The organism is Arthrobacter sp. AFG20, assembly GCF_002892795.1.
In the GTDB taxonomy this organism is placed as follows: domain Bacteria; phylum Actinomycetota; class Actinomycetes; order Actinomycetales; family Micrococcaceae; genus Arthrobacter.
In genome coordinates, this window is record NZ_PJMC01000004.1 from 1 (window position 1) to 21523 (window position 21523).

The 21523-nt window shown below is 66.2% G+C and carries 16 protein-coding genes, 1 tRNA gene and 1 pseudogene; 8 read left to right on the plus strand and 10 right to left on the minus strand.

Going from position 1 to position 21523, the window contains the following annotated elements; translation table 11 throughout:
• Positions 1–481 (minus strand): annotated as a pseudogene (locus CXZ05_RS05355) (pyruvate dehydrogenase (acetyl-transferring), homodimeric type); the annotation flags it as partial.
• A gap of 328 nt (positions 482–809) precedes the next feature.
• Here CXZ05_RS05355 and CXZ05_RS05360 point away from each other — a divergent pair.
• From CXZ05_RS05360 to CXZ05_RS05380, 5 genes are all read left to right on the plus strand, one after another.
• A complete protein-coding gene (locus CXZ05_RS05360) occupies positions 810–2378 on the plus strand; it encodes an NCS1 family nucleobase:cation symporter-1 (protein WP_102971600.1) in 1569 nt (522 codons plus the stop codon).
• A gap of 32 nt (positions 2379–2410) precedes the next feature.
• Positions 2411–3154, plus strand: a complete 744-nt coding sequence (locus CXZ05_RS05365) for an aspartate/glutamate racemase family protein (RefSeq protein ID WP_102971601.1) — start codon at positions 2411–2413, stop codon at positions 3152–3154.
• Between the two features lie 45 nt (positions 3155–3199).
• Positions 3200–3961, plus strand: a complete 762-nt coding sequence (locus CXZ05_RS05370) for an SDR family oxidoreductase (protein WP_102971602.1) — start codon at positions 3200–3202, stop codon at positions 3959–3961.
• A gap of 166 nt (positions 3962–4127) precedes the next feature.
• Entirely contained in the window at positions 4128–5141 is a 1014-nt protein-coding gene (locus CXZ05_RS23335) for an endonuclease domain-containing protein (RefSeq protein ID WP_258006459.1), read from the plus strand.
• Positions 5142–5331: 190 nt separating this feature from the next.
• On the plus strand, positions 5332–6810 hold the full coding sequence (locus tag CXZ05_RS05380) for a cation:dicarboxylate symporter family transporter (RefSeq protein ID WP_102971603.1): 1479 nt from the start codon (positions 5332–5334) through the stop codon (positions 6808–6810).
• Positions 6811–6979: 169 nt separating this feature from the next.
• Here the strand turns inward: CXZ05_RS05380 and CXZ05_RS05385 are convergent, their stop codons facing one another.
• The 3 genes from CXZ05_RS05385 to CXZ05_RS05395 are packed head-to-tail and all read right to left on the minus strand — an operon-like array spanning position 6980 to position 10020.
• Positions 6980–7372 carry a sterol carrier family protein gene (locus CXZ05_RS05385; RefSeq protein WP_102971604.1) on the minus strand — a complete coding sequence of 131 codons (393 nt, stop codon included), beginning with the start codon at positions 7370–7372 and terminating at the stop codon, positions 6980–6982.
• 29 nt (positions 7373–7401) lie between these two features.
• Positions 7402–8418, minus strand: coding sequence for an asparaginase (locus tag CXZ05_RS05390; RefSeq protein WP_102971605.1), 1017 nt, complete (start codon positions 8416–8418; stop codon positions 7402–7404).
• 24 nt (positions 8419–8442) lie between these two features.
• A complete protein-coding gene (locus CXZ05_RS05395) occupies positions 8443–10020 on the minus strand; it encodes a molybdopterin-dependent oxidoreductase (protein ID WP_102971606.1) in 1578 nt (525 codons plus the stop codon).
• A gap of 105 nt (positions 10021–10125) precedes the next feature.
• Between CXZ05_RS05395 and purD the strand changes: the two genes are divergently transcribed.
• Both purD and CXZ05_RS05405 read left to right on the plus strand, forming a co-directional pair.
• Complete coding sequence (gene purD, locus CXZ05_RS05400) at positions 10126–11457, plus strand: phosphoribosylamine--glycine ligase (protein WP_102971893.1); 1332 nt, start codon at positions 10126–10128, stop codon at positions 11455–11457.
• 3 nt (positions 11458–11460) lie between these two features.
• A complete protein-coding gene (locus tag CXZ05_RS05405; RefSeq protein ID WP_102971607.1) occupies positions 11461–12399 on the plus strand; it encodes a phosphoribosylaminoimidazolesuccinocarboxamide synthase in 939 nt (312 codons plus the stop codon).
• 78 nt (positions 12400–12477) lie between these two features.
• On the opposite strand, the gene CXZ05_RS05410 is transcribed toward CXZ05_RS05405, so the two are convergent.
• A complete protein-coding gene (locus tag CXZ05_RS05410; protein WP_102971608.1) occupies positions 12478–13740 on the minus strand; it encodes a helix-turn-helix transcriptional regulator in 1263 nt (420 codons plus the stop codon).
• Between the two features lie 133 nt (positions 13741–13873).
• Between CXZ05_RS05410 and CXZ05_RS05415 the strand changes: the two genes are divergently transcribed.
• Entirely contained in the window at positions 13874–14107 is a 234-nt protein-coding gene (locus tag CXZ05_RS05415; protein WP_102971609.1) for a hypothetical protein, read from the plus strand.
• Positions 14108–14241: 134 nt separating this feature from the next.
• Here CXZ05_RS05415 and CXZ05_RS05420 read toward each other — a convergent pair.
• The 5 genes from CXZ05_RS05420 to CXZ05_RS05440 all read right to left on the minus strand — a co-directional run bounded on the left by CXZ05_RS05420 (position 14242) and on the right by CXZ05_RS05440 (position 21490).
• Positions 14242–14318 (minus strand) — tRNA-Pro (locus CXZ05_RS05420).
• Between the two features lie 84 nt (positions 14319–14402).
• Positions 14403–16280: an ABC transporter ATP-binding protein gene (locus CXZ05_RS05425; protein WP_102971610.1), complete on the minus strand. Its 1878-nt coding sequence runs from the start codon at positions 16278–16280 to the stop codon at positions 14403–14405.
• A complete protein-coding gene (locus CXZ05_RS05430; protein WP_102971611.1) occupies positions 16277–18094 on the minus strand; it encodes an ABC transporter ATP-binding protein in 1818 nt (605 codons plus the stop codon). Before CXZ05_RS05430 ends, CXZ05_RS05425 begins: the two co-directional genes overlap by 4 nt.
• Positions 18095–18191: 97 nt before the next feature.
• The gene (locus CXZ05_RS05435; RefSeq protein WP_102971612.1) at positions 18192–19139 is read right to left on the minus strand and encodes a metallophosphoesterase; all 948 of its coding nucleotides are present in this window, start codon (positions 19137–19139) and stop codon (positions 18192–18194) included.
• A 2-nt stretch (positions 19140–19141) separates the two neighbouring features.
• Complete coding sequence (locus tag CXZ05_RS05440; RefSeq protein WP_102971613.1) at positions 19142–21490, minus strand: transglycosylase domain-containing protein; 2349 nt, start codon at positions 21488–21490, stop codon at positions 19142–19144.
• Positions 21491–21523 lie beyond the last annotated feature (33 nt).

A 21523-nucleotide genomic window follows, 5' to 3' on the forward strand; every position in this document is an offset into this window, starting at 1 on the left:
CGTACATGCCCGGGGACGCGTGGCCCTGGAAGAACACCTGGTCCCCGCCGCCGGGGTGGTCCTTGCCGCGGAAGAAGTGGTTGAACCCGACCTCGTACAACGTCGCGGCGCCGGCGTAGGTGGAGATGTGCCCGCCCACCCCGATCTCGGGCCGCTGCGCCCGGTGCACCATCACGGCCGCGTTCCAGCGCATGTACGCCCGGTACCGGCGCTCGTACTCCTCGTTGCCCGGGAATTCCGCTTCCTGGTCCACCGGGATCGTGTTCACGTAATCCGTGGTGGTCACCATCGGAACCCCGACGCTCTGCGCGCCGGCACGCTGCAGGAGACTGCGCATGATGTATTGGGCACGCTCCGTGCCCTGTTCCCTGATCAGCGCATCCAGGGACTCAACCCACTCGGCAGTCTCTTCCGGATCACGATCAGGCAGCTGGTTAGTCAACCCGCTGAGGATATGGGAGGTATCTTCTCCTGCAGCCACGGCAGCCTCGTTTCATCTTTGAGTGTTGGGCTCATGTTTTCGTATTGTGAGAAAACATTCTTGCTGTTCGAGATTATCTGGCCGGCTGAACCATGGTCAAACTGCGTGCACCCCCGCGGCGCACTCCCGTCCGACGGCGAGCATCGGACGGATTGTGACCACGGACCCACCAGTGGCAGCCTTGACCGGAAGGTGATGCAGGTCATAACCTTATTTCACTATTCAACAAGTTTATTTCGCGATGTGGAATAACAGCAGTGATCGTTCGACCCATAGTCATCCGATCGAGGGCTCACCACCGCGGAAATCCCAGAAACTGGAGATCCAGATGCATACGACTCCACCGGTCGGCGTCGAACCGGCTCCTGCCCTGACAGCGTCGTCGGGCCAGCCCGTTCACCAGACCACTGCGACCGACGCCCTGTGCGAAGCGGCTAGCGCCGCAGCCGGCCGCGACATCAGCCCCAGCCTCTACAACACTGACCTCGCACCGACCAAGCGGCAAGGGCGCCGCTGGACGGGGTACAGCATCTTCACCCTCTGGGCGAACGACGTTCACAGCCTCGGGAACTACGCGTTCGCCGTCGGACTCTTTTCCCTTGGCCTCGGGGGCTGGCAGATCCTGACCGCCCTGGCCATCGGGGCGGCCCTCCTCTTCGTCCTGCTCAGCTTCTCCGGTTTCATGGGCCAGAAAACGGGCGTTCCGTTTCCCGTCATGAGCCGCATCAGTTTCGGCATCCGCGGCGCCCAGCTCGCCAGCCTGCTGCGCGGGGCGGTGGCGGTGGCGTGGTTCGGCATCCAGACGTTCCTCGCCTCGGTGGTGCTCCGCGTCATGCTGGTGGCCATGGTTCCGTCCCTTCATGACCTGGACACCAACTCCATCCTCGGCCTGTCCACTCTGGGTTGGATCTCCTTCGTGGGGCTGTGGATCGTGCAGCTCGTGATCGTCAGCTTCGGCATGGAGATGATCCGCAAGTACGAGGCCTTCGCCGGTCCGGTCATCCTGCTGACGATGGTCCTGCTTGCTGTCTGGGTCTTCACCGAGGCGCACGGCTCCATCCAGTGGACCGGCATCCGGGGCCTCGAGGGCGGCGAGATGTGGCGGACCATTTTCGCCGGCGGCGCCCTCTGGGTCTCCATCTACGGAACGTTCGTCCTGAACTTCTGCGACTTCACCCGCTCCGCGGTGTCCAAGAAGTCCATCGTGCGCGGCAACTTCTGGGGTATCCCCATCAACATGCTCCTCTTCGGCGCCATCGTGGTGGTCCTCGCCGGCGGACAGTACAAGATCAACGGGACCATCATCGAAACGCCGTCGGACATCGTCCAAAGCATCCCCAACACCCTGTTCCTGGTGCTTGCCTGCCTTGCGATCCTCATCCTGACCATCGCGGTCAACCTCATGGCCAACTTCGTCGCTCCCGTGTATGCCCTCACCAACCTTTTCCCCAAGCGGCTCAACTTCCGCCGCGCAGCGTGGGTGAGCGGCACCATCGGCCTGGTCATCCTGCCGTGGAACCTCTACAACAACCCGCTCGTGATCGTCTACTTCCTGGGCGGGCTGGGCGCACTGCTCGGACCCCTGTTCGGCGTCGTCATGGCCGACTACTGGCTGCTCCGCCGCGGTAAGGTCAACGTCCCCGAGCTCTACACCGAAAACCCTGACGGTGCCTACTTCTACAAGCGGGGCGTCAATCCGCGGGCCATCATCGCGCTGGTGCCGGCAGCCGTCCTGGCCATCCTCGTCGCCTTCCTCCCGGCCTTTGAGGCGGCCGCCCCGTTTGCCTGGTTCTTCGGTGCCGGCGTCGCTGCTCTCAGCTACTACGTGATCGCCGACCGCAGGCAGCGCTTCGAGGACGTCGACGGCGAAGCCATCGCCGTCGCCAGCACCCACTAACAGCCACCGACGGCCATCCCCCAGGAGGAACCATGCGCATACTCGTTGCGAACGTCAACACCACCCAGTCCATGACGGACTCCATCGCCGCTCAGGCGCGCAGCATCGCGGCGCCCGGCACCGAGATCGTCGGGATCACGCCGCGCTTCGGGGCCGACTCCTGCGAAGGCAACTTTGAGAGCTACCTGGCCGCGATCGCCGTGATGGACCGGGTGGTCAACTACCCCGAACCCTTCGACGCCGTTATCCAGGCCGGCTACGGTGAGCACGGCCGGGAGGGGCTGCAGGAGCTGCTGGACGTGCCCGTCGTCGACATCACCGAGGCGGCGGCCAGCACGGCCATGTTCCTTGGGCACAAGTACTCCGTGGTAACCACCCTGGACCGTGCCGTGCCGCTCATCGAGGACCGGCTGAAGCTGGCCGGCCTCGATGCGCGCTGTGCTTCGGTGCGGGCCAGCGGGATGGCCGTGCTTGAACTGGAGGAGGAACCGGAGCGGGCGGTTGAGGCAATCATCAGCCAGGCGCTGCTCGCGGTCCGGGAGGACAAGGCCGAGGTGATCGTGCTGGGCTGCGGCGGCATGGCGGGCCTGGACGAACAGATCCGGCAGCGGGCCGGAGTGCCCGTCGTCGACGGCGTGGCGGCCGCCGTGACCATCGCGGAGTCCCTGGTCCGGATGCAGCTCTCCACGTCCAAGGTGCGGACGTACGCCACGCCGCGGCCCAAGACCGTCATAGGCTGGCCGCTGGTGGTGAACGACGTTGCCGCCACCGCCTAGGGTTCCAGCAACCGCCCAGGTTCCAACAATTCCAGGAGAAGCAGCATGACCGTTCCACCCACACTGGGACGCGTTGCCGTCGTTACCGGCGCCGGTTCGGGCATCGGGCGCGCGGTTGCCCGGCAAATGCTGGCGGACGGTTACCGGGTGGCCCTGGCGGGCCGCCGCGAGCAGCAGCTCCTGGAAACGGCGGACGGGCACGCGGACGCGCTTGCGGTGCCATGTGATGTCACCGTGCCCGACGACGTCGAACGCCTTTTCGCTGCAGTCCTCCGGCGCTGGGGCCGGGTGGACGTCCTGTTCAACAACGCCGGCGTCTTCGGCCCGGCGGCGTCCGTGGATGAGATCAGCCTTGCGGACTGGGAGGCCACGGTGGCCGTGAACCTGACCGGCTCGGTGCTGTGCGCCGGGGCGGCCGTCCGGGCGATGAAGGCGCAGTCGCCGCAGGGCGGGCGGATCATCAACAACGGCTCGATCTCCGCGCATTCACCACGTCCGCGCACTGTTGCCTACGCCGTCACCAAGCACGCCATGACGGGCCTGACCAAGAGCATCGAGCTGGACGGCCGGGAGTTCGGCATCACCTGTGGGCAGATCGACATCGGCAACACCGCCACGGAAATCATGGACACCATCGGGGTTGGCTCGGGCGCGCTCCAGGCCGACGGCAGCCGCAGGGTGGAACCGATGTTTCCGGTGGACGACGCGGCCCGCGCAGTGCTGATGATGGCCGGGATGCCGCCGTCGGCCAGCGTGGGCTCGGTGGTGATTACGGCCGCCGGAATGCCCTTCATCGGCCGCGGCTGACCCTTTCTCCCTTCCGAGCGACCTTCCTCCCCTCCTCCCGGGTTTTTGTCCACATATCGCGACTTAGACGGCCCTCAGCGGCCAATATCTGTACAAAAACTCGCGGCCTCGAAGTTCGGCCTGTGGATAACGTCACGCCGGCCTCCTTGAGGTGCCTCAATGGAGCATGACCAGATTGTCACCGCTGCCCGAGGAAATCGGTAGCCGGCCCTTCGCCGTTTCCGATGCGGCCCGCGCCGGAGTCCCCGCCGGCAGGCTCTTTGCCCGCGACATGCACCGCCCAAGCAGGGGCATCCGCGTGCCCCGGTCCTGCGGTCCCGACCTGCCCGCGCTCGTCCGCTCGCACACCGCACTTGATGCGGACATCTTCGCCAGCCTGGTCACCGCGGCGGAAGTCCACGGCATTCCGCTGCCCCCATGGGCGGAGTTCAGGCCCGACGACGGCGGGCCGGTGACCGCCGTCGTCGAACCGGTGCCGTGGGGCAAGAAAAGCGGACCGCATTTCCGGGAGCCCGGACGGTTCCTTCATCTCTCCAGAGAGAATGGCGGCACGCTTCCGCGCCGGCGCGGCATCGCCGGGCACCGGCTCAAGCTCCGCGAGGGCGACCTCGTGGAGATCGGCGGGCTGAGGCTGACGTCCGTGGCCCGGACCTGGGTGGACCTTGGCTCTGTCCTGCCCATCGACGACCTTGTGGTGGCGGGCGACGCCATCGTCAGCGAGCATGCCAGGCACTTCGGGCCGCCGAAGGTCGCCATGGTTCCGCTGGCAGAGCTGCGGAAGTTCGTGGAAAGTGCCAATGGCATCCACGGGGTGCGGAAGGCGCGGCTTGCGCTCGATCTGCTGAGGGTCGGCGTCGACTCGCCGCCGGAAAGCAAGCTCCGCCTGCTGCTGGACGACGCTGGCCTTCCCGAGTTCACGCCGAATTGCCGCGTGGACGATGTGCTCAACAGGCCGGTCTGGACGGACCTGGGCTGCCCGAGGTTCCGGACGTGCATCGAGTACGAGGGGCTCCATCACCTGACCCCCGAACAGCAGGCGCTGGACTCCTACCGGGACCAGCGCGTAGCAGATGCGGGCTGGCGCCAGGTCAAGATCAACAGCATCGACATGAGCCATGGGCCGGAATGGGTGGTCTCGCGGGTGAGGCAGGCGCTACGCAAGCAGGGCTGGCAAAGGTGAGAGTTTTTGTCCAGATATCGGCCGCTGGTGGGGCACTAACTCCCAATAGATGGACAAAAACTCAATTGTGACTGGTGTATTTACTTCCGCATTGTGAAAACTGAATTTCCTCTTGCGGAATAGTGTGACCGGGGTTACGTTGGAGACAGACCCCGATCCGGGGCAGTTCCCAATTGATAGGTACAGATCAATGAAGATCCCAGATTCCTCGGCGCTGAAGGCGAGTTCGGTGCCGTCGAAGAAGAAGCCCCTGTATAGGTCGCTCTTCTTCCAAATTCTGATCGCCGTCGTGGCAGGTGTTCTCATAGGGCATTTCTGGCCGGACCTAGGCGCTCAACTGAGGCCGCTCGGTGACGGCTTCATCCAGCTCATCAAAATGATCATCGCGCCGCTGATCTTCCTCGTGATCGTTACGGGAATTTCGGCCGTCGGCGACGTCAAGGCGGTCGGAAGGGTAGGAGTCAAGGCTCTTCTCTACTTCACTGCGGCCACGCTTTTCGCCCTGGTCTTCGGCCTGATTGTCGGCAACATCGTCCAGCCCGGAGCGGGCCTGAATATCGATCCGAGCACACTGTCCCAGGAGGCTCTCGACGCCAAGACCGGCCACGCCGTGCCGAAGGACGCCGCGGCGTTCATCCTGGACGTCATCCCCACCAGCGTCATCGGCGCCTTCGCCAACAACAGCCTGCTGCAGGTCCTGTTCTTCTCTGTGTTCTTCGGTGCTGCGATCGTCGTCATCGGCCGCGAGCGGTGCCTGCCGGTGGTCAGCCTCATGGAGACGGTCCTGGAACTCGTTTTCAAGATCATGTCCTGGATCATGAAGGTCGCGCCGATCGGTGCCTTCGGGGCCATGGCCTTCATCATCGGCCAGTACGGGCTGGACACCCTCGGCACCTACGCGATGCTGATTGCCGCCTGCTACGGCGCGGCTGTTATCTTCATCGGCCTCCTGTTCGTCGTGGCCTGGAGCTTCGCCCGCGTTCCGCTGTGGCAGTTCCTCAAGTACACCCGCGAGGAATTCCTGCTGGCCCTGGGCACCGCCTCCACGGAAGCCGTGATGCCGCGCATCATGACCAAGCTGACGAATGCCGGATGCTCCCGGGCCACCACCGGCTTGGTGGTGCCCACGGGCTACTCGTTCAACCTGGACGGTGCGGCGATTTACCTGTCCATCTCCCTGCTGTTCCTCGCCCAGGCCTTCGGCCACCACCTGGACCTCGGCCAGCAGCTGGCGGCCCTCGGTGTCCTGCTGCTTACCTCGAAGGGCATGGCCGGCGTTCCCGGCTCGTCCTTCCTGGCACTGTCCGCCACGGCAGCCGCGCTCGGAATCTTCCCGGTGGCCGGCGTCGCCCTGCTCCTCGGGGCCGACAGGCTCATGGACTCCATGCGCGTGGTGGTCAACCTGCTGGGCAACTGCGTGGCAACCTTCGTGGTCTCCAAGTGGGAGGGCCAGTTCGACCGCAGCGTCATGGTCCGGGCGTTCCGCGGCGAGATCACTAACCACGATTCGGCCGTCATGCTCGGCGTGGAGGAGGACTTCCAGGAGCAGGAACTGGAGCGGATCAGCGGGGGCGGGGAGGCTTCGCCGAAGTTCCGCGGCGGCCCTAACCCCGGTGCGATGCCCGAGTTCCAGATGAGCAGGCCGTCGGCGGCCATCAACCACGAATAACGCACGGAGTTTTTGTCCAGATATCGTCCGCTGAAGGTCATTAAAGTCGCGATATCTGGACAAAAACTCCAGAGGATTGAAGGCAGGATCCCGTCCCCGGCTGAGCAGTTCGGTCTTGGGCGGGGTCCTGTCCCGTTAAGCCGGGTGCTGCTGCGCTAAGTCGTGCCGGTCAGAGGGGGAGCAGTGCCGACAGGTCCGCGCGTAGGCCGGAGGCAGCCACGCGACCGGCGCTGACGGCGTCCGCCCAGCTCAGCCGTCCCGTCACCATTGCTAGCCAGGTGGCGGCGTCGCACTCGATGACGTTCGGGGGAGTGCCGCGCGTGTGCCGAGGGCCCTCCACGCACTGGGTGACGCCGAACGGGGGCACCCGCACCTCCACTGAATTCCCGGGCGCGCGGGCGGTGACCTCCTCGAGCGAGTAGCGCACCGCCGTCGCAATCACCGAACGGGGCACCGCCGGCGCCGTCGGAGCAGCATCCGACGGCGGGACGGCACCCGCTGCCCATTCGTTCAGGGCCGCTGTGCCGTCGGCCGGGTCAATTCTGCGGCGCGCAACTGCCACCGGTGCCTCCTTGAAAAGCTAAAAGTACGTTAATCCAGCAGGGCCGAGACAGCATGGCCGAGGCGGATCTTGCCCACGGGGCGGCCGCCGCCGAGGACCGGCTCCACCACCTTCTCGAGCACGCTGGACACGCCAGGGATGTCGACCGCTCCGCAGGCGGCCAGCAGCGTCAGCCCGACCAGCGAGGTGGCCCGCAGGTTGCCGTCGAGCATCTTGAGTGCCACGGAGACCCCCTGGGACGTGGCCATGACCAGGATGCCCTCGGCGCCGATCTTGGCGATGACGTCGAGCTCCTCCATCACGATGGTGTTGGCTTCGCCCCTGCCCTGGACCGCCCACGGGTAGTCCAGCATGGAGGTGGCGATGGTGGCGGCGCGCGCGTTGGCGGATTTGTCGGACGGCGCCTTGGCGAGCAGGGAGTATGCGCGGGCCAGACCGGTCAGCGAGATGGCGGCCACCGGTGCGCCGCAGCCGTCGATGCCCAGGTGCGCGATCTGTTCACCGGAGTACTCCTCGATCACCGTGCGGATGCGCTGCTGCAGCGGGTGGTTGGGTTCCAGGTAGCTGTGCGTGTCCCAGCCGTTTTCGGTGCAGGCCCACAGGAAAGCCGCGTGCTTCCCCGAGCAGTTGAAGGCCAGCCGGGACTTGCCCCGCTCAGACTGGGTCAGCCAGGTGCGTGCCGTCTCGTCCTGCGGCCAGGCGGCGGGGCACTGCAGCTGGTCCTCCTTGACGCCCGCGGCCTTGAGCATGCCTTCGACGACGTCCATGTGGTCGAGCGATCCGGTGTGGCTGGCGCAGGCGAGGGCCACCTGGGCGCCCCGCAGCGGAACACCGGACTGCATGGCCGCCAGCGCCTGCAGGGGCTTGAGCGTGGACCGGGCCAGGATGGGGGTGGTGATGTCACCCAGTTGGGTGACAACGTGGCCGTCCGCGGCGAGCACCACGGCCGCCCCGATGTGGCGGGACTCCACGAATCCGCTTCGTTCAACCACGGCGAGTTCGACGGCGGAATCCACAGTGAACGTGGCGTGCGAAGTTAGGGCCATGGGCCCAGTCTATGGTGCCGGCCCCTACTCAACCGTGACCATGACCGACTGCCAGCCGGAGGCGCCGTCCGGCACGGGATCGGCGCGCTTCTCCGTCTGCACCTCGCCGGTCCCGTCCGTGGCGCGCACCTTGATGTAGTGCGCGCCGGGTGTGGCGTCCCAGGCGAAGGACCACTGCCGCCAGGTATCCACGGAAGCCTCCTCCGAGAGCACTGCCTCGGTCCAGTCACCGCCGTCGATCTGCACCTCCACCTTGGTGATGCCCCGGGTCTGCGCCCAGGCGGTGCCGCCGATGGCCACCTTCCCGGCCTTCACCACGGCGAAGGATTTGGGCACTTCCACCCGGGCCATCGTCTTGATGGGACCGCGCTCTGACCAGCCTCGCTGGGTCCAGTAGGCCTTGCTGTCGGCGAAGCGGGTCACCTCCAGGTCCACCACCCATTTCGTGGCGGACACGAACCCGTACAGTCCCGGCACCACCATGCGCACGGGATAGCCGTGTTCCAGCGGCAGCGGCTCGCCGTTCATGCCGATCGCAAGCATGGCGTCGCGGTCGTCCTGCAGGACCTCCAGGGGCGTGGAGGCGCTGAACCCGTCGATGGAGGTGGAGAGCACCATGTCAGCGCCGGCGGTGGGCCTGGCCCTCTTGAGCACCTCGCGGATGGGCAGCCCCAGCCACTTGGCGTTACCGGCGAGGTTGCCGCCCACGGGATTGGAGACGCAGGTGAGGGTTACATGGGACTCGATCAAATCGGCGTCGAGCAGGTCCTGGAAGGTGAGCCGGACCTCCTGCTCCACCAGCCCGTGCACGCGCAGTTCCCACTCCTCCGCCTTGATCTCCGGGACGCTGAGGGCGGTGTCAATCCGGTAGAAGTCCTTGGCGGGCGTGAGCCACGGCGTCACGCCGGGCGTAGCCGACTGCACGCCGGCGGGCACCGCGGCTGCGGGCCGGGCAGCCGCCGGCAGCCGGAGGGACTCGCGCGCCTGCGCCACATTGCTGCGCGCGGCGCTGAGCAGCCGGCCCCCGGTGGCGGCGATGCCCGCGGCGGCTGCCGTGAAGCCGGTCGCCGCGAAGAAGGCCCGCCGGGAGGTGGCCGGGCCCTCCGGTGCTTTGGCCGCAACGTTGGCCGGAGCATCCGGAAATGCCTGCAGCCGCCACAGCCGTGACACCAGCAGCCGCAGCACGATCAGCCCGGCCACGGTTCCGAGGAGCGAGGGCACGGCGTCCAGCGGCCTGACGCCCGCGCGGGTCACCACGCTGGCCACGATCACCGCGCCCATGAACAGCACGCCGGCCGCGCCCAGCGCCCATCTCCGGTACGCCACCACTCCCAGCGCGCACGCCAAAACGAAGATCGTCAGACCCATCCCGGCGAAAAGCGCGGCCTTGTCATTGGTGCCGAACGTCGCAATCGCGAAGTCCTTCAGCCGTGGCGGCGTGAAGTCGATGAACGTCGAGCCCAGGGCAAACAGGGGAGTGGCACGGGCGGTAAAGAACGCCCCCGCCAGTTCCGCAACGGAAAGTACGACGGCGGCGGCAGCCACCCCTGCCAGGGCCGCCAACGCGGTCGGTCCCCTGAACCACCTCATGAGCTTCTTCATGCCATTGGTTCGTAGCGGCGGGCCACCCGGATTGTCCGCCGGCCATAACGGTGAACCGGTCACAGCTTAGGAGCCAGCAGGGTGCACAAAGTACCCTTGGAGACTGTGAAGGTACTCGTCATTGGCCCCGGTGGCCGCGAACACGCCATTGTCCGCTCCCTCCTTGCCGACCCCAACGTTTCCGAAGTCCACGCGGCTCCGGGCAACGCCGGCATCAGCAAGCTCGTCCCCACGCACGCCATCAACGGGAACGATCCGGACGCGGTGGCGGCGCTCGCCACGCGGCTCGACGTTGACCTGGTGGTGGTTGGCCCCGAAGCTCCCCTTGCGGCCGGTGTGTCCGACGCCGTGCGCGACGCCGGCATCCCGGTGTTCGGGCCCAGCAAGGACGCCGCCCAGCTCGAGGCCTCCAAGGCATACGCGAAGCAGGTCATGGCCGAAGCGGGCGTTCCCACCGCCATGGCTCTGGTGGCTGCCAATGCAGATGAGGCAGCCGCGGCGCTCGACACCTTCGGCGCCCCCTACGTCGTCAAGGATGACGGCCTGGCCGCAGGCAAGGGCGTGGTGGTTACCAACGACCGGGACGACGCCCTGGCCCACGCCCAGAGCTGCTTCGACGCCGGCGGAACCGTGGTCATCGAGGAGTTCCTGGACGGCCCCGAGGTCTCGGTGTTCGTCCTGTGCGACGGCCGCAACACCGTGGCGCTGTCCCCGGCGCAGGACTTCAAGCGCATCTACGACAACGACGAAGGCCCCAACACCGGCGGCATGGGTGCCTACACCCCGCTCGACTGGGCTCCTGACGGCCTTGTCCAGGAGGTCATCGACCGCATCGCCCAGCCCACCGTGGACGAGATGGCCCGCCGCGGCACCCCGTTCGTGGGCGTGCTGTTCGTCGGCCTGGCGCTGACCAAGCGCGGCACGCGCGTCATCGAATTCAACGTCCGCTTCGGCGACCCCGAAACCCAGGCTGTGCTCGCCCGGCTTAAGACGCCCCTCGGTTCCCTGCTCCTCTCAGCCGCGAAGGGCGAGCTGGACCAGGCAGAAGAGCTGCGCTGGTCCAAGGACACGGCAGTCGCCGTCGTGGTCGCCTCTGAAAACTACCCCGACAGCCCGCGCACGGGTGACCGCATCCGCGGCCTCAAGAAGGTGGACGAGCTGGACGGTGTCCACGTGATCCACGCCGGAACCAAGCTCGACGGTGAGGGCAAGGTGGTCTCCGCCGGCGGCCGCGTGCTGGCCGTGGTGGCGCTCGGCTCCGACCTCGTCGAGGCCCGGGAAAGGGCGTACGACGGCGTGGAGCTGGTTCAGCTGGAAGGCGCCCAGTTCCGCACGGACATAGCCGGCAAGGCCGCACGCGGCGAAATCAAGGTGTCGTCCGCCGTCGCCGCCCCGTCGGCTGCCCAGGCCGGCTCCGCTTCGGAAGAAAAGGCGTAACCGGTGGCTGAACAGGAAAACACCCGCGGACTGGACACCGCCCACGCGGAGCTGCCCGGCTGGAAGCACGTCTACTCGGGCAAGGTCCGCGACCTGTACGTCCCGGCCAGCGACTCCATCAACGAGCAGTTCGGTCAGGAATGCGTGCTGGTGGTCGCCAGTGACCGCATCAGCGCGTACGACCACGTGCTCAGCAGCGAAATCCCGGACAAGGGACGCATCCTGACCCAGCTGAGCCTTTGGTGGTTCGACCAGTTGGACGTGGAACACCACGTCCTGGCGTCCACGGTGGAGGACGGCGTGCCGGCAGCGGTCGAGGGCCGCGCCATGATCTGCAAGAAGCTGGAAATGTTCCCGGTCGAATGCATCGCCCGCGGCTACCTCACCGGCTCCGGCCTCGTGGAATACCGGCAGTCCGGCACCGTCTGCGAGATCCCGCTGCCGGAAGGCCTGGTGGACGGCTCCCGCCTGGAGCACGCCATCTTCACCCCGTCGGCCAAGGCCGAGGTGGGGGAGCACGACGAAAACATCTCCTACGACGCCGTCGTGTCCATCGTGGGCGACGACATCGCCGCGCGCCTGAGCGAACTGACGCTGAGCATCTACACCAAGGCGGAGGGGATCGCCCGTGAACGGGGCATCATCCTGGCCGACACCAAGGTGGAGTTCGGCTACGACGTCGTGAACGGGGCCATCACCCTGGGCGACGAGGTCCTGACGCCGGACTCGTCCCGGTTCTGGGACGCCGCCACGTACGAGCCCGGCAAGGCGCAGCCCTCCTACGACAAGCAGTTCGTCCGGGACTGGCTGACATCCGCCGAATCCGGCTGGGACAAGGCCTCCGACACGCCGCCGCCGGCCCTGCCCGCGGAGATCGTGGACCGCACCAGGGCCCGCTACGTCGAGGCCTACGAGAAGCTGACCGGCCGCACGTTCAGCTAGGCGATCTGCGCCAACGACAAACGTCAGGCGCCCCCGGGACCAGTCCCGGGGGCGCCTGGCGTTTTTGCGCTGTGCCTGCTAGCTGGCTTCGGCCGCTGCCGCACGGCGCTGGGCGAGCCGGATCTCCAGCACGGCATCGAGGGCCTGCTGGACCCGGTCCTGCGCGCCGGCGGCACTGAATTCCTTCTGCGCCTCCTCCAGATGCACAAGCGCCTCATCCCCTTCGCCCGCAGCCTTCAGCGATTTGCCGAGAAGCAGCGAGACCTCGCCGGCCGTGTGCTTGGCCAGGTCCGTCCGTTCGGCGTGGATGTCGCGGAGCTTCTGGACGGCAGCCACGATGTCGCCGGTGAGGTAGAGCCAGCGGGCGCGGATGAAGGCGACTTCCAGCTGGTCCGTCTTGTTCCCGCCGACGATGGACAGCGCGAGTTCGGCGCGTTCAATGGCGGACAAGGTCTCCGGCTCAACGATTCCGGAGGAGAGGCGGACGGCAGCTGACGCCTTGTTGAAGCGGGCCCACAGCTCGATGTCGTTGGCGGGGGAGAGCAGCTTCGCCGCCCGCTCGTGGTGCTTGATGCCCTCCGGGTAGTCGTGCCGCATGAACGCGACATTGCCGATCACCCATGCCACCTCGCCCGCGAGCTGGGACATTGAATGCTCATCCATCTGCTCATTCATGTCCTCGCAGTACTTCCACGCCTCGTCGAGCCGGCCGCTCTCGGCCAGTGCTCCGATCAGCGCCCGGAGCGCCCCGATGATGAGTGTTGAGCCCTTGGGCAGCTGGGCGCACAGCTCCACGGCCTTCTCGGCGTGTTCGACGGCGGTGCCCAGCTGGCCCTGCCCGTGGCACAGGGCGGCGAGCATCTGGCGCGCCCGGACACCCAGACCGGCCGATTCCGTGGCCATGGGATGCTCGGACAGGTGCTCCATGATCTTCTGGCATTCCTTGAGGTGGCCCTGCTTCATGAGGCATTCGGCCTGCATGTAGGTCATGTTCCACCAGGCGCTGGTGTTTTTGCCGTCGAGGGCGATCCGGGCGGCATTGGCGGCGTGTTCGGCCGCGAGGGCGTAGTCACGCAGATCCCAAGCCTGCCGGGCATAGAGGCCAGCCAGCACGTATTCGGCGTCGCTGACCGAAATGGGCTGGCTCCACGCTTCGAGCGCCTTGGGCGCGAGCTCCAGCCTGCGGGCGAGCTCTTCGATGACGTCGGCTGTGGGTTCCCGCCGGCCGGTTTCCAGCAGGGAAATGTAGCTGGGGGAGTACAGGTCCCTGCCCAGTTCGGCCTGGGTCAATCCGCGTTCCAGCCGCTCAGCGCGGAGCTTTTCCCCGAATCCGTTACCCACTGGGGTTCCTCCTATTCCGGACAGCCTTTGTACAGAATGCTTGACACCCTCTGTGGAAAACATTTTACAATGTATGTCAACAAGGACTGTGCTGACTTGGTAACGAATCCAACTCGTATTGAGGAACCCTCACATGTTAAAGAAGATAGCAGCCGCTGCCGTTCTGGCGGGGGCCCTCGCATTTTCTGCTGCGGCTCCCGCCGTTCTGTCTGCAGGCTCGATCGCGGACAACGCGGGCACCTCGGTTGCCATTGGCAACTGGCCGGATCCGATGCGGGTCAAGGACGTGAACACGACCACTATCGGCAATTGGCCTGATCCCATGGTGTCAGAGACCACCATTGGCAACTGGCCCGATCCTATGTAAACAGCTTCCATGGGGAAAACGGCTCCGGAACATGCGCACATCATGTTCCGGGGCCGTTTTTCGTTCCCAAATGTTTTCTTGGAGTAGCCGAAGAAACAGAAAGAGGGCCTCCCTGGGGAGACCCTCTATCCTTTTGGTCGGGATGACAGGATTTGAACCTGCGACCTCTTCGTCCCGAACGAAGCGCGCTACCAAGCTGCGCTACATCCCGATCCGCTGCTGTGAAAGCAACTGAACAAGAATATCCGATACTGGGCCAACATGTGAAATCGGGGTCCGGACGAGCCGCTGCGGCTCAGACCAGCGAGTCCTTCCAGGCGGTGTGCAGCCGGGCGAAACGGCCGTTGCCACCGATCAGTTCGTCCGGGGTTCCGTCCTCCACCACCTGTCCGTCATGGACCACGAGCACCCTGTCCGCCGTCTCCACGGTCGATAGCCGGTGCGCGATGATCAGCGCCGTGCGCGCGGTTCCGCGGGCCGTTCCGTCCGCGGCCGGCGTTCCGTGCGTTGCGTCGCCGGCCCCGTCCGTTCCGCGCAGGAGCCCGGCGAGGCCGCTCTGCACGAGCCGCTCGGAGGGGATGTCCAGCGAGGATGTGGCCTCGTCCAGGATTAGGACCGCCGGCCGGGCAAGGAACGCGCGCGCGAAGCTGATCAGTTGGCGCTGGCCCGCGGAGACCCGGCCGCCGCGTTTGTTGACGTCGGTGTCGTATCCCTCGGGGAGCTCCATGATGAACTCGTGCGCACCCACGGCCTTCGCGGCCGCCTCGATCTCCTCACGCGGAGCCTCCGGCCGGCCCAGGGCGATGTTGTCCGCCACCGAGCCGCTGAACAGGAAGGCCTCCTGAGTCACCATCACAATGTTCCGCCGCAGGTCCGCGGTGGCCAGTTGCCGGACGTCCACGCCGTCGAGCGTCACAGAACCGGCAGACACGTCATAGAAGCGGGCAATCAGCTTGGCCAGCGTGGACTTGCCGGCCCCGGTCTGGCCCACCAGCGCCACGGTCTGGCCCGCCGGAATGCTGAGGTTCAGCGTGGGGATGATGAGTGGTCCGGTGCCGTAGCGGAACTCAACGTTCCGGAATTCGACGGCGCCGCGGGCGTCGCGGAGTTCCACCGCGTTCCGCGGCGGGCGCACTGTGGGCACCTCCTCGAGCAGGCCCGAGACCTTCTCCAGCGCGGCCTGGGCGCTTTGGAAGGAGTTGTAGAACATGGCCATCTGGTCCACCGGCTGGAAGAAGCGCTTCGTGGAGAGCATCAGGGCCAGCAGCACGCCCACGGCCAGATCACCGCTCAGCACCCGGAAGCCACCGAGCAGCAGCACGGCGGCCACACAGACATTGCCGATCAGCACCAGGCCGGGCTGGAAGACGCCGTTCAGGTTGATGGAGCGGACGGTCGCCTGCCGGTAGTCCTCGGCGAGTTCGCCGTAGCGGCCGGCGTTCTCGCGCTCTTTGCGGAAGGCTTTGACCGCGCGGATGCCGGTCATGGTCTCGATGAAGTGCACGATGAGCCGGGCCGAGACCACCCGGGACTGGCGGAACGCCATCTGTGAGTGCTTCTGGTACCAGCGGGCCAGGAAGAACATCGGCACGGCCGCGGCCAGCACCACCAGTCCGCTGCGCCAGTCGAGGGCGAAGATGGTGGCGGCGGTGAACACCATGAACAGCGCGCCCGAGGTGAGCGAGCTGACTCCCGAGTCCAGGAGTTCGCGCAGCGCTTCGAGATCCGAAGTTTGCCGCGCGATAATCCGCCCCGAGGTGTACCTCTCGTGGAATTCGAGGCTGAGCCGCTGGGTGTGGCGGAACACCCACAAGCGAAGGTCCAGGAGCATGGCCTGGCTAAGTTTCGCCGTCGACGTCACGTACAGGGCCGTCAGCCCGGCGGCGGCCAGTGCTGTGGCGAGGTACGCGACGCCGGTCAGCACCAGCGGGAGGCTGTTGCCGGCGCGGAGGGAAGGCAGCGCGTGGTCGATGCCGAAGGCGATCAGCGCCGGGCCGGCCACCCGGGCCGCCTGTGACAGGACCACCGTGGCGATCGTGAGCCAGAACCGCAGCCGCACGGGCCGGATCAGCGACCCCAGCAAGGCGAGCGACCGGCGCCGTACTGCTTTGCTGTCGCTCTTGCTCAGATTGGCGTTGTCCTCATTGGCGGTGCCGAACGCTGTGGTGCTCACCGGCTGACCTCCTCGGCGTCGTCGAGGGCCGACAGCTCGGAGTCCAGGTCGCGGGGCTCCGCCTCCAGGCTCGCGATGACGTAACGGTAATGGCTGTTGCCGGCCAGCAGTTCGGTATGGGTTCCGACGGCGGCGATGCGGCCGTCCTCCAGCAGCGCGACCCGATCGGCCAGCGCCACGGTGGACGGGCGGTGGGCGACGATCAGCGTCGTGGTGCCGGCCAGCACCTCCCGCAGCCGGTTTTCCACGAGCTCCTCCGTGTTCACGTCCAGGGCGGAGAGGGGATCGTCCAGGACCAGCACAGCGGGTGCGGCTGCAATGGCCCGGGCCAGGGCGAGACGCTGGCGCTGGCCGCCGGACAGGCTGAGGCCCTCCTCGCCGATGAGGGTGTCCAGGCCCTCAGGCAGCGAGTAGGCGAAGTGCGCCTGTGCCGTGTCCAGGGCCTCCGCGAGGATCTTTTCGCGGGTGTCGGTGTCTCCGGACTGGACGCCGAGCAGTACGTTGTCGCGCACCGAGCTGGAGAACAGGGTGGTGTCCTCGAAGGCCACAGCCACCAGGGTGCGGAGCTCCTCGACGCTGAAGTCCCGAAGGTCGACGCCGTCGAGCGTGATGGAACCCGCCGTGACGTCGTAGAGCCGGGGCACCAGCTGCAGCAGGGCACTCTTGCCGCTGCCGGTGATGCCCACAAGCGCCATGGTTTCGCCCGGGCAGATGTCCAGCCGGACGTCCGTCAGCACCGGCTTGTCCGGGGCGTCGTCGAACGCGAACGTTACGTTGTTGAAGCTCAGTGAGCCTTTGACGTCGGCGGGGCTGCGGGGTTGCGCCGCGTCCGTGATGGTGTTTTGCGAATCCATGACCTCGAAGTGCCGGTCCAGCGCGGTTTTCGCCGTTAGGGCCATGGCCAGCAGCATGCCGGAGAACTCGACGGGTGCGGCGATGACGGCGGCGGTGGCGAAGAAGGCCACAAGGGAACCGATGCTGAGCTGGCCATTGGCTGCGAGCATGATTCCAGTGACCAGGCCCGCGCCCAGCGCCAGCTCCGGCAGGAGCGTCACCACCATGCTGAAGACGGCCTGATGCCGGGCCTTGGCAATCTCCGTCTGGCGCAGTTCCTCGGCCTGGCCGTTGAAGGTTTCCAGAGCTTCGCGGCTGCGGCCGAAGGCCTTCAGGACACGAATGCCGTGGACGGACTCTTCAACCGTGGTGGCGAGGTCGCCGGCCTGGTCCTGGCTGCGCCGGGCAACCTTGCTGAAGCGGGTCCGGAACCGGAAACCGTAGACCATCACGGGTCCTGCTGCGGCCAGGAAGATCAGGGCCAGCTGCCAGCTCATGGTGAACATGACGACGACGCCGATCACCACCGTCAGGGTGGTCACCACCAGCATGATGGCCCCGAATGCCATCCAGCGCCGGATGAAGTTGAGGTCCGTCATGGCGCGGGAAAGCAGTTGGCCGGAGCCCCAGCGGTCATGAAAGGAGACGGGGAGGTCCTGCAGGTGGCCGTAGAGCGAGACCCGCATCCGGGTCTCCACGGTGGTGGCCGGGTTGATCACGAAGGTGCGGCGCAGGGCAACCAGCACGGCTTCGGCGACGCCCAGGGCAAGGATGAGGCCGGCCGAGCTCCACACGGCGTCCGCGGTGGCGCCGGGGCGGAGGGAATCGTTGATGAGCACGCGCAGCACCTGCGGGATGGTCAGGGCAACCACGCTGGCCAGGAGCGCCGACAGCAGGCCCATAAAGAGGCGCGGCAGGACCGGCTTCACGTGCGGATAGAGACGGCTGACGGATCGAAAAAATGAACTCTGCTTGGCCATGCCCGCTTCTTGAACTCAACTGTGTGAAATCAACCGTGGTGTAGTTTCCCGTAGCAACTACCCTATGCCATGGGTGGCACCCTTCACAGGTTGCTCGTCAGGCGCGCGGCGTGAGCGTCAGCAGGACGGCCTCGGGCTTGCAGGCGATACGGACCGGCGCAAAGCGCGAGGTGCCGATTCCGCCTGAGACGTTGACCGGCGTCGTACGCCCGTTGCTGCTCCAGCCGTTGAGGCCCTTGGCCCGCCAGGTGGGGATGTCGCAGTTCGCGACGACGGCGCCGTACCCCGGGATGCACAGCTGGCCGCCATGCGTGTGGCCGGCCAGGAGAAGGTCCGCGCCGTCCTCGGTGAAGTGGTCCAGGACCCGCTGGTAGGGGGCATGGATGACGGCGACGCGCAGGTGGTCCTTGGCGTTCTGGCCTCGGGTGCCGCGGGGCCAGCCGGCGTACCGTTCGCGGTTGAGGTGCGGATCATCCACGCCCGAGAAATCGAACCGCATGCCGTTGAGGACGATGGACTGGTGCCGGTTGGTCAGGTCGATCCAGCCGCCCATTCCGAAGCCGGACCGCAGGCGGGGCCAGTCAAGTTCCTCCCGGTCGGGTGCTGCCTTGGAGGGGCCCAGCAGGTAGCGGGCGGGGTTTTTCAGCTTCGGCGCGTAATAGTCATTGGAGCCCGGAACAAACACCCCCGGGAACTCCATGAGCGGTGCCAGCGCGTTGAGCAGCGGATCCACGGCCTTGGCGTGGCTGAGGTTGTCACCCGTGTTCACCACAAGATCGGGCCTGAGCGCCGCGAGCGACTGCAGCCACTCCGCCTTGGCCTTCTGGCCCGGCACGAAGTGGATGTCGCTCAGGTGCAGGATCCGGAATGGGGCCCTGCCCGCAGGAAGGATCGGGACGGTCTCCTGGCGGAGGACGAACTGGTTCTTTTCCCAGAGCCCGTAGGCCGTGGCGGCGAGGGCGGCCGCGGTCCCGGCGCCGGCGGTGACGGCAAAGCCGCGCCCGATGCTACGGACGCGGCTTGCCACCTGTGAAAGGTCAGTCACGGTCAGCCGTTCCCCTTGTTGCTGTTGCCGTTTCCATTGCTTTTGTTGTCGTTGTTGTTGCCCGTGCTCCCGGTGTTACCACCGCTGTTGCCAGTGTCCGTGTTTCCGCCGGTGTTTCCGCCCTGGGGCGGGATGTTCGGAATGTTCGGGACCGTGGGCACGAACTGCGGGGTGCCGTAGAGCAGGTTCGACGGCGGTTCCGGGAAGGGGTCGGTGCCGTAGCCGGGCGCGATCTGGGACATGAAGTTGGAGAACATTGGCCCGGCGATCATGTAACCGTCGATGCCGGTGTAGAACTTGCCGTTGACCGTCACGTTCTGGCCGGCTCGTTGCTGGGATCCGAGCGGATCGCCGAACCAGGCCGCCGTCGCGAGGCCCATGGTGTGGCCGACGACCCAGGTGGAGCCGTTGTTGTTGGACGTACCGGTCTTGGCAGCGATCGGGAAGTTGGTCTCGGTGGAGATCCTGGGCTGGATGAGTGAACCGGATCCCTCGTTGAGTACCTTCTGCAGCGCGTAGTTCACGCCACGCGCCACCTCGGGCTTGAGGGCGTCCCGGCAGGCAGGGGTCTGCGCCGGCAGCTGGGCGCCGGTCTGGTCGGTCACCGACGTGATGGCGATCGGGGCGCAGTACTTGCCGTCATTCGCGAACGTGGCAAAGGCCGTGGCCATGGTCAGCGGGGCCGTCTGCCGGGAGCCCAGCAGGTTGCCGATGGTGGTCATGGTGATCTTCGGGTTCGGATCCACCACCGCGTTGGTTTCCTTGTCGCGGGTCGGCAGGCCTTCGTGCAGTCCGACAGCGTCCACAACCTTCTGGATGCCGCACAGGTCAACCTGCGAGGCCGAGGCGAACGTTGCGGTGTTGATGGAGTTCTTCAGGCCGTCCAGCACGGTCATGGGCCGGTAGTAGCCATCTTCGGCGTTCTGCAGGTCCTCGGTGCCGTTGGTGCTGTCATACCAGCCCACGGTGGGGGTTTCGCAGGTGTTCGTCCACGGGAAATCCTGCGGGTAGCGGCGCTGGGAGGCATTGACGATGGTGTTCATCGACTTGCCCTCGTTCAGCCACTCGGCAAACGTGAACGGCTTCATCGTGGAGCCGGGCTGCGCGCCGCCGAGGCCGTTGAGGTCGTTGCCCTGCTCGTCGTACTGGTCAACGCTGAAGTTGATCTGGGAATCGAATTTGCCCTTGCCTCCAAACCAGGAAGTGTTCTGGGCCATGTTGGTGATCTTGCCGGTGCCCGGTTCAACGGAAACCATCGCGGCACCCCACTTGTCCGGGTTCGATCCGGCAGCGGCGTTCACCTGGTCCTGCGCGGCCTTCTGCGCCTTCGGGTCCAGGGTGGTCTTGATGGTCAGGCCGCCGCGGAACACCTTCTTCTCGCGTTCGGTGGCGTCCGCCCCGTAGGCCGGGTTGTTGAGCAGGAGGTGCAGGACGTAGTCGCAGAAGTACGGGGCGGTGGGCGAGTAGGCGCAGCCCTGCCGTGCCGGGGTCACCTTCGGCGCCACAGGGGTGGCAACGGCGGCGGTGTACTGGGCCTTGGTGATCTTGCGGTGCGTGAGCATTGCACTCAGCACCAGGTCCCTGCGCTTCTTGGCGTTATCCGGATTGGTGATCGGATCAAAGGCCGAAGGGCTGTTGACCAAGCCGGCAAGCAGTGCGGCCTGGGGGAGCGTGAGGTTCTTCGCGGTGGTGCTGAAGAAGAACTTGGAGGCGGCCTCGATACCGTACGCGTCACGGTTGAAGAAGACGATGTTCAGGTAGCCCTCAAGGATCTGCTCCTTGCTGAATTTCTTCTCCAAAGCAATCGCGAGCTTCATTTCGCGGAGCTTGTCGCCCACGCCCTTGTTAACGCCGTTGAGCTTAATCGCGTCGGAGTTGCCTTCGGCTTCAAGGTTGGCGTTGAGGACGTTGTTGACGTACTGCTGCGTGATGGTGGAGGCACCCTGTTTGTTGCCCCGCGCCGTGCTGACCAGGGCGCGGAGGATGCCTGTGGTGTCCACGCCGCCGTGCTCGTAGAACCGGCTGTCCTCAATGGCGATCACCGCGTCCTTCATGTACGGGGAGATCTGGTCCAGCGGAACGCGGGTGCGGTTTTCCGCGTACAGGTTGGCGATCAGGCTCCCGTCGGCGGCCAGGACCTTGGTGGACTGGCTGGGCGGGTCCACCTGGAGTTCAGCGGGCAGGGTGTCAAAGAATTCGATCGAGCCGCTGGCTGTGCTGCCCGAGACGGCGGCTGCGGGAACCAGCAGGCCGGCCACGAGGACACCACAAATAGCGCTCACGCCAAGGAAACCAAAAATCTTTCCGAGGGTGGTGGCCGTGTCGAATATGGGGTTCTTACGAGTCGCCATGTTCTCCAGTTTACCGGCAACGATTAGGCTTTA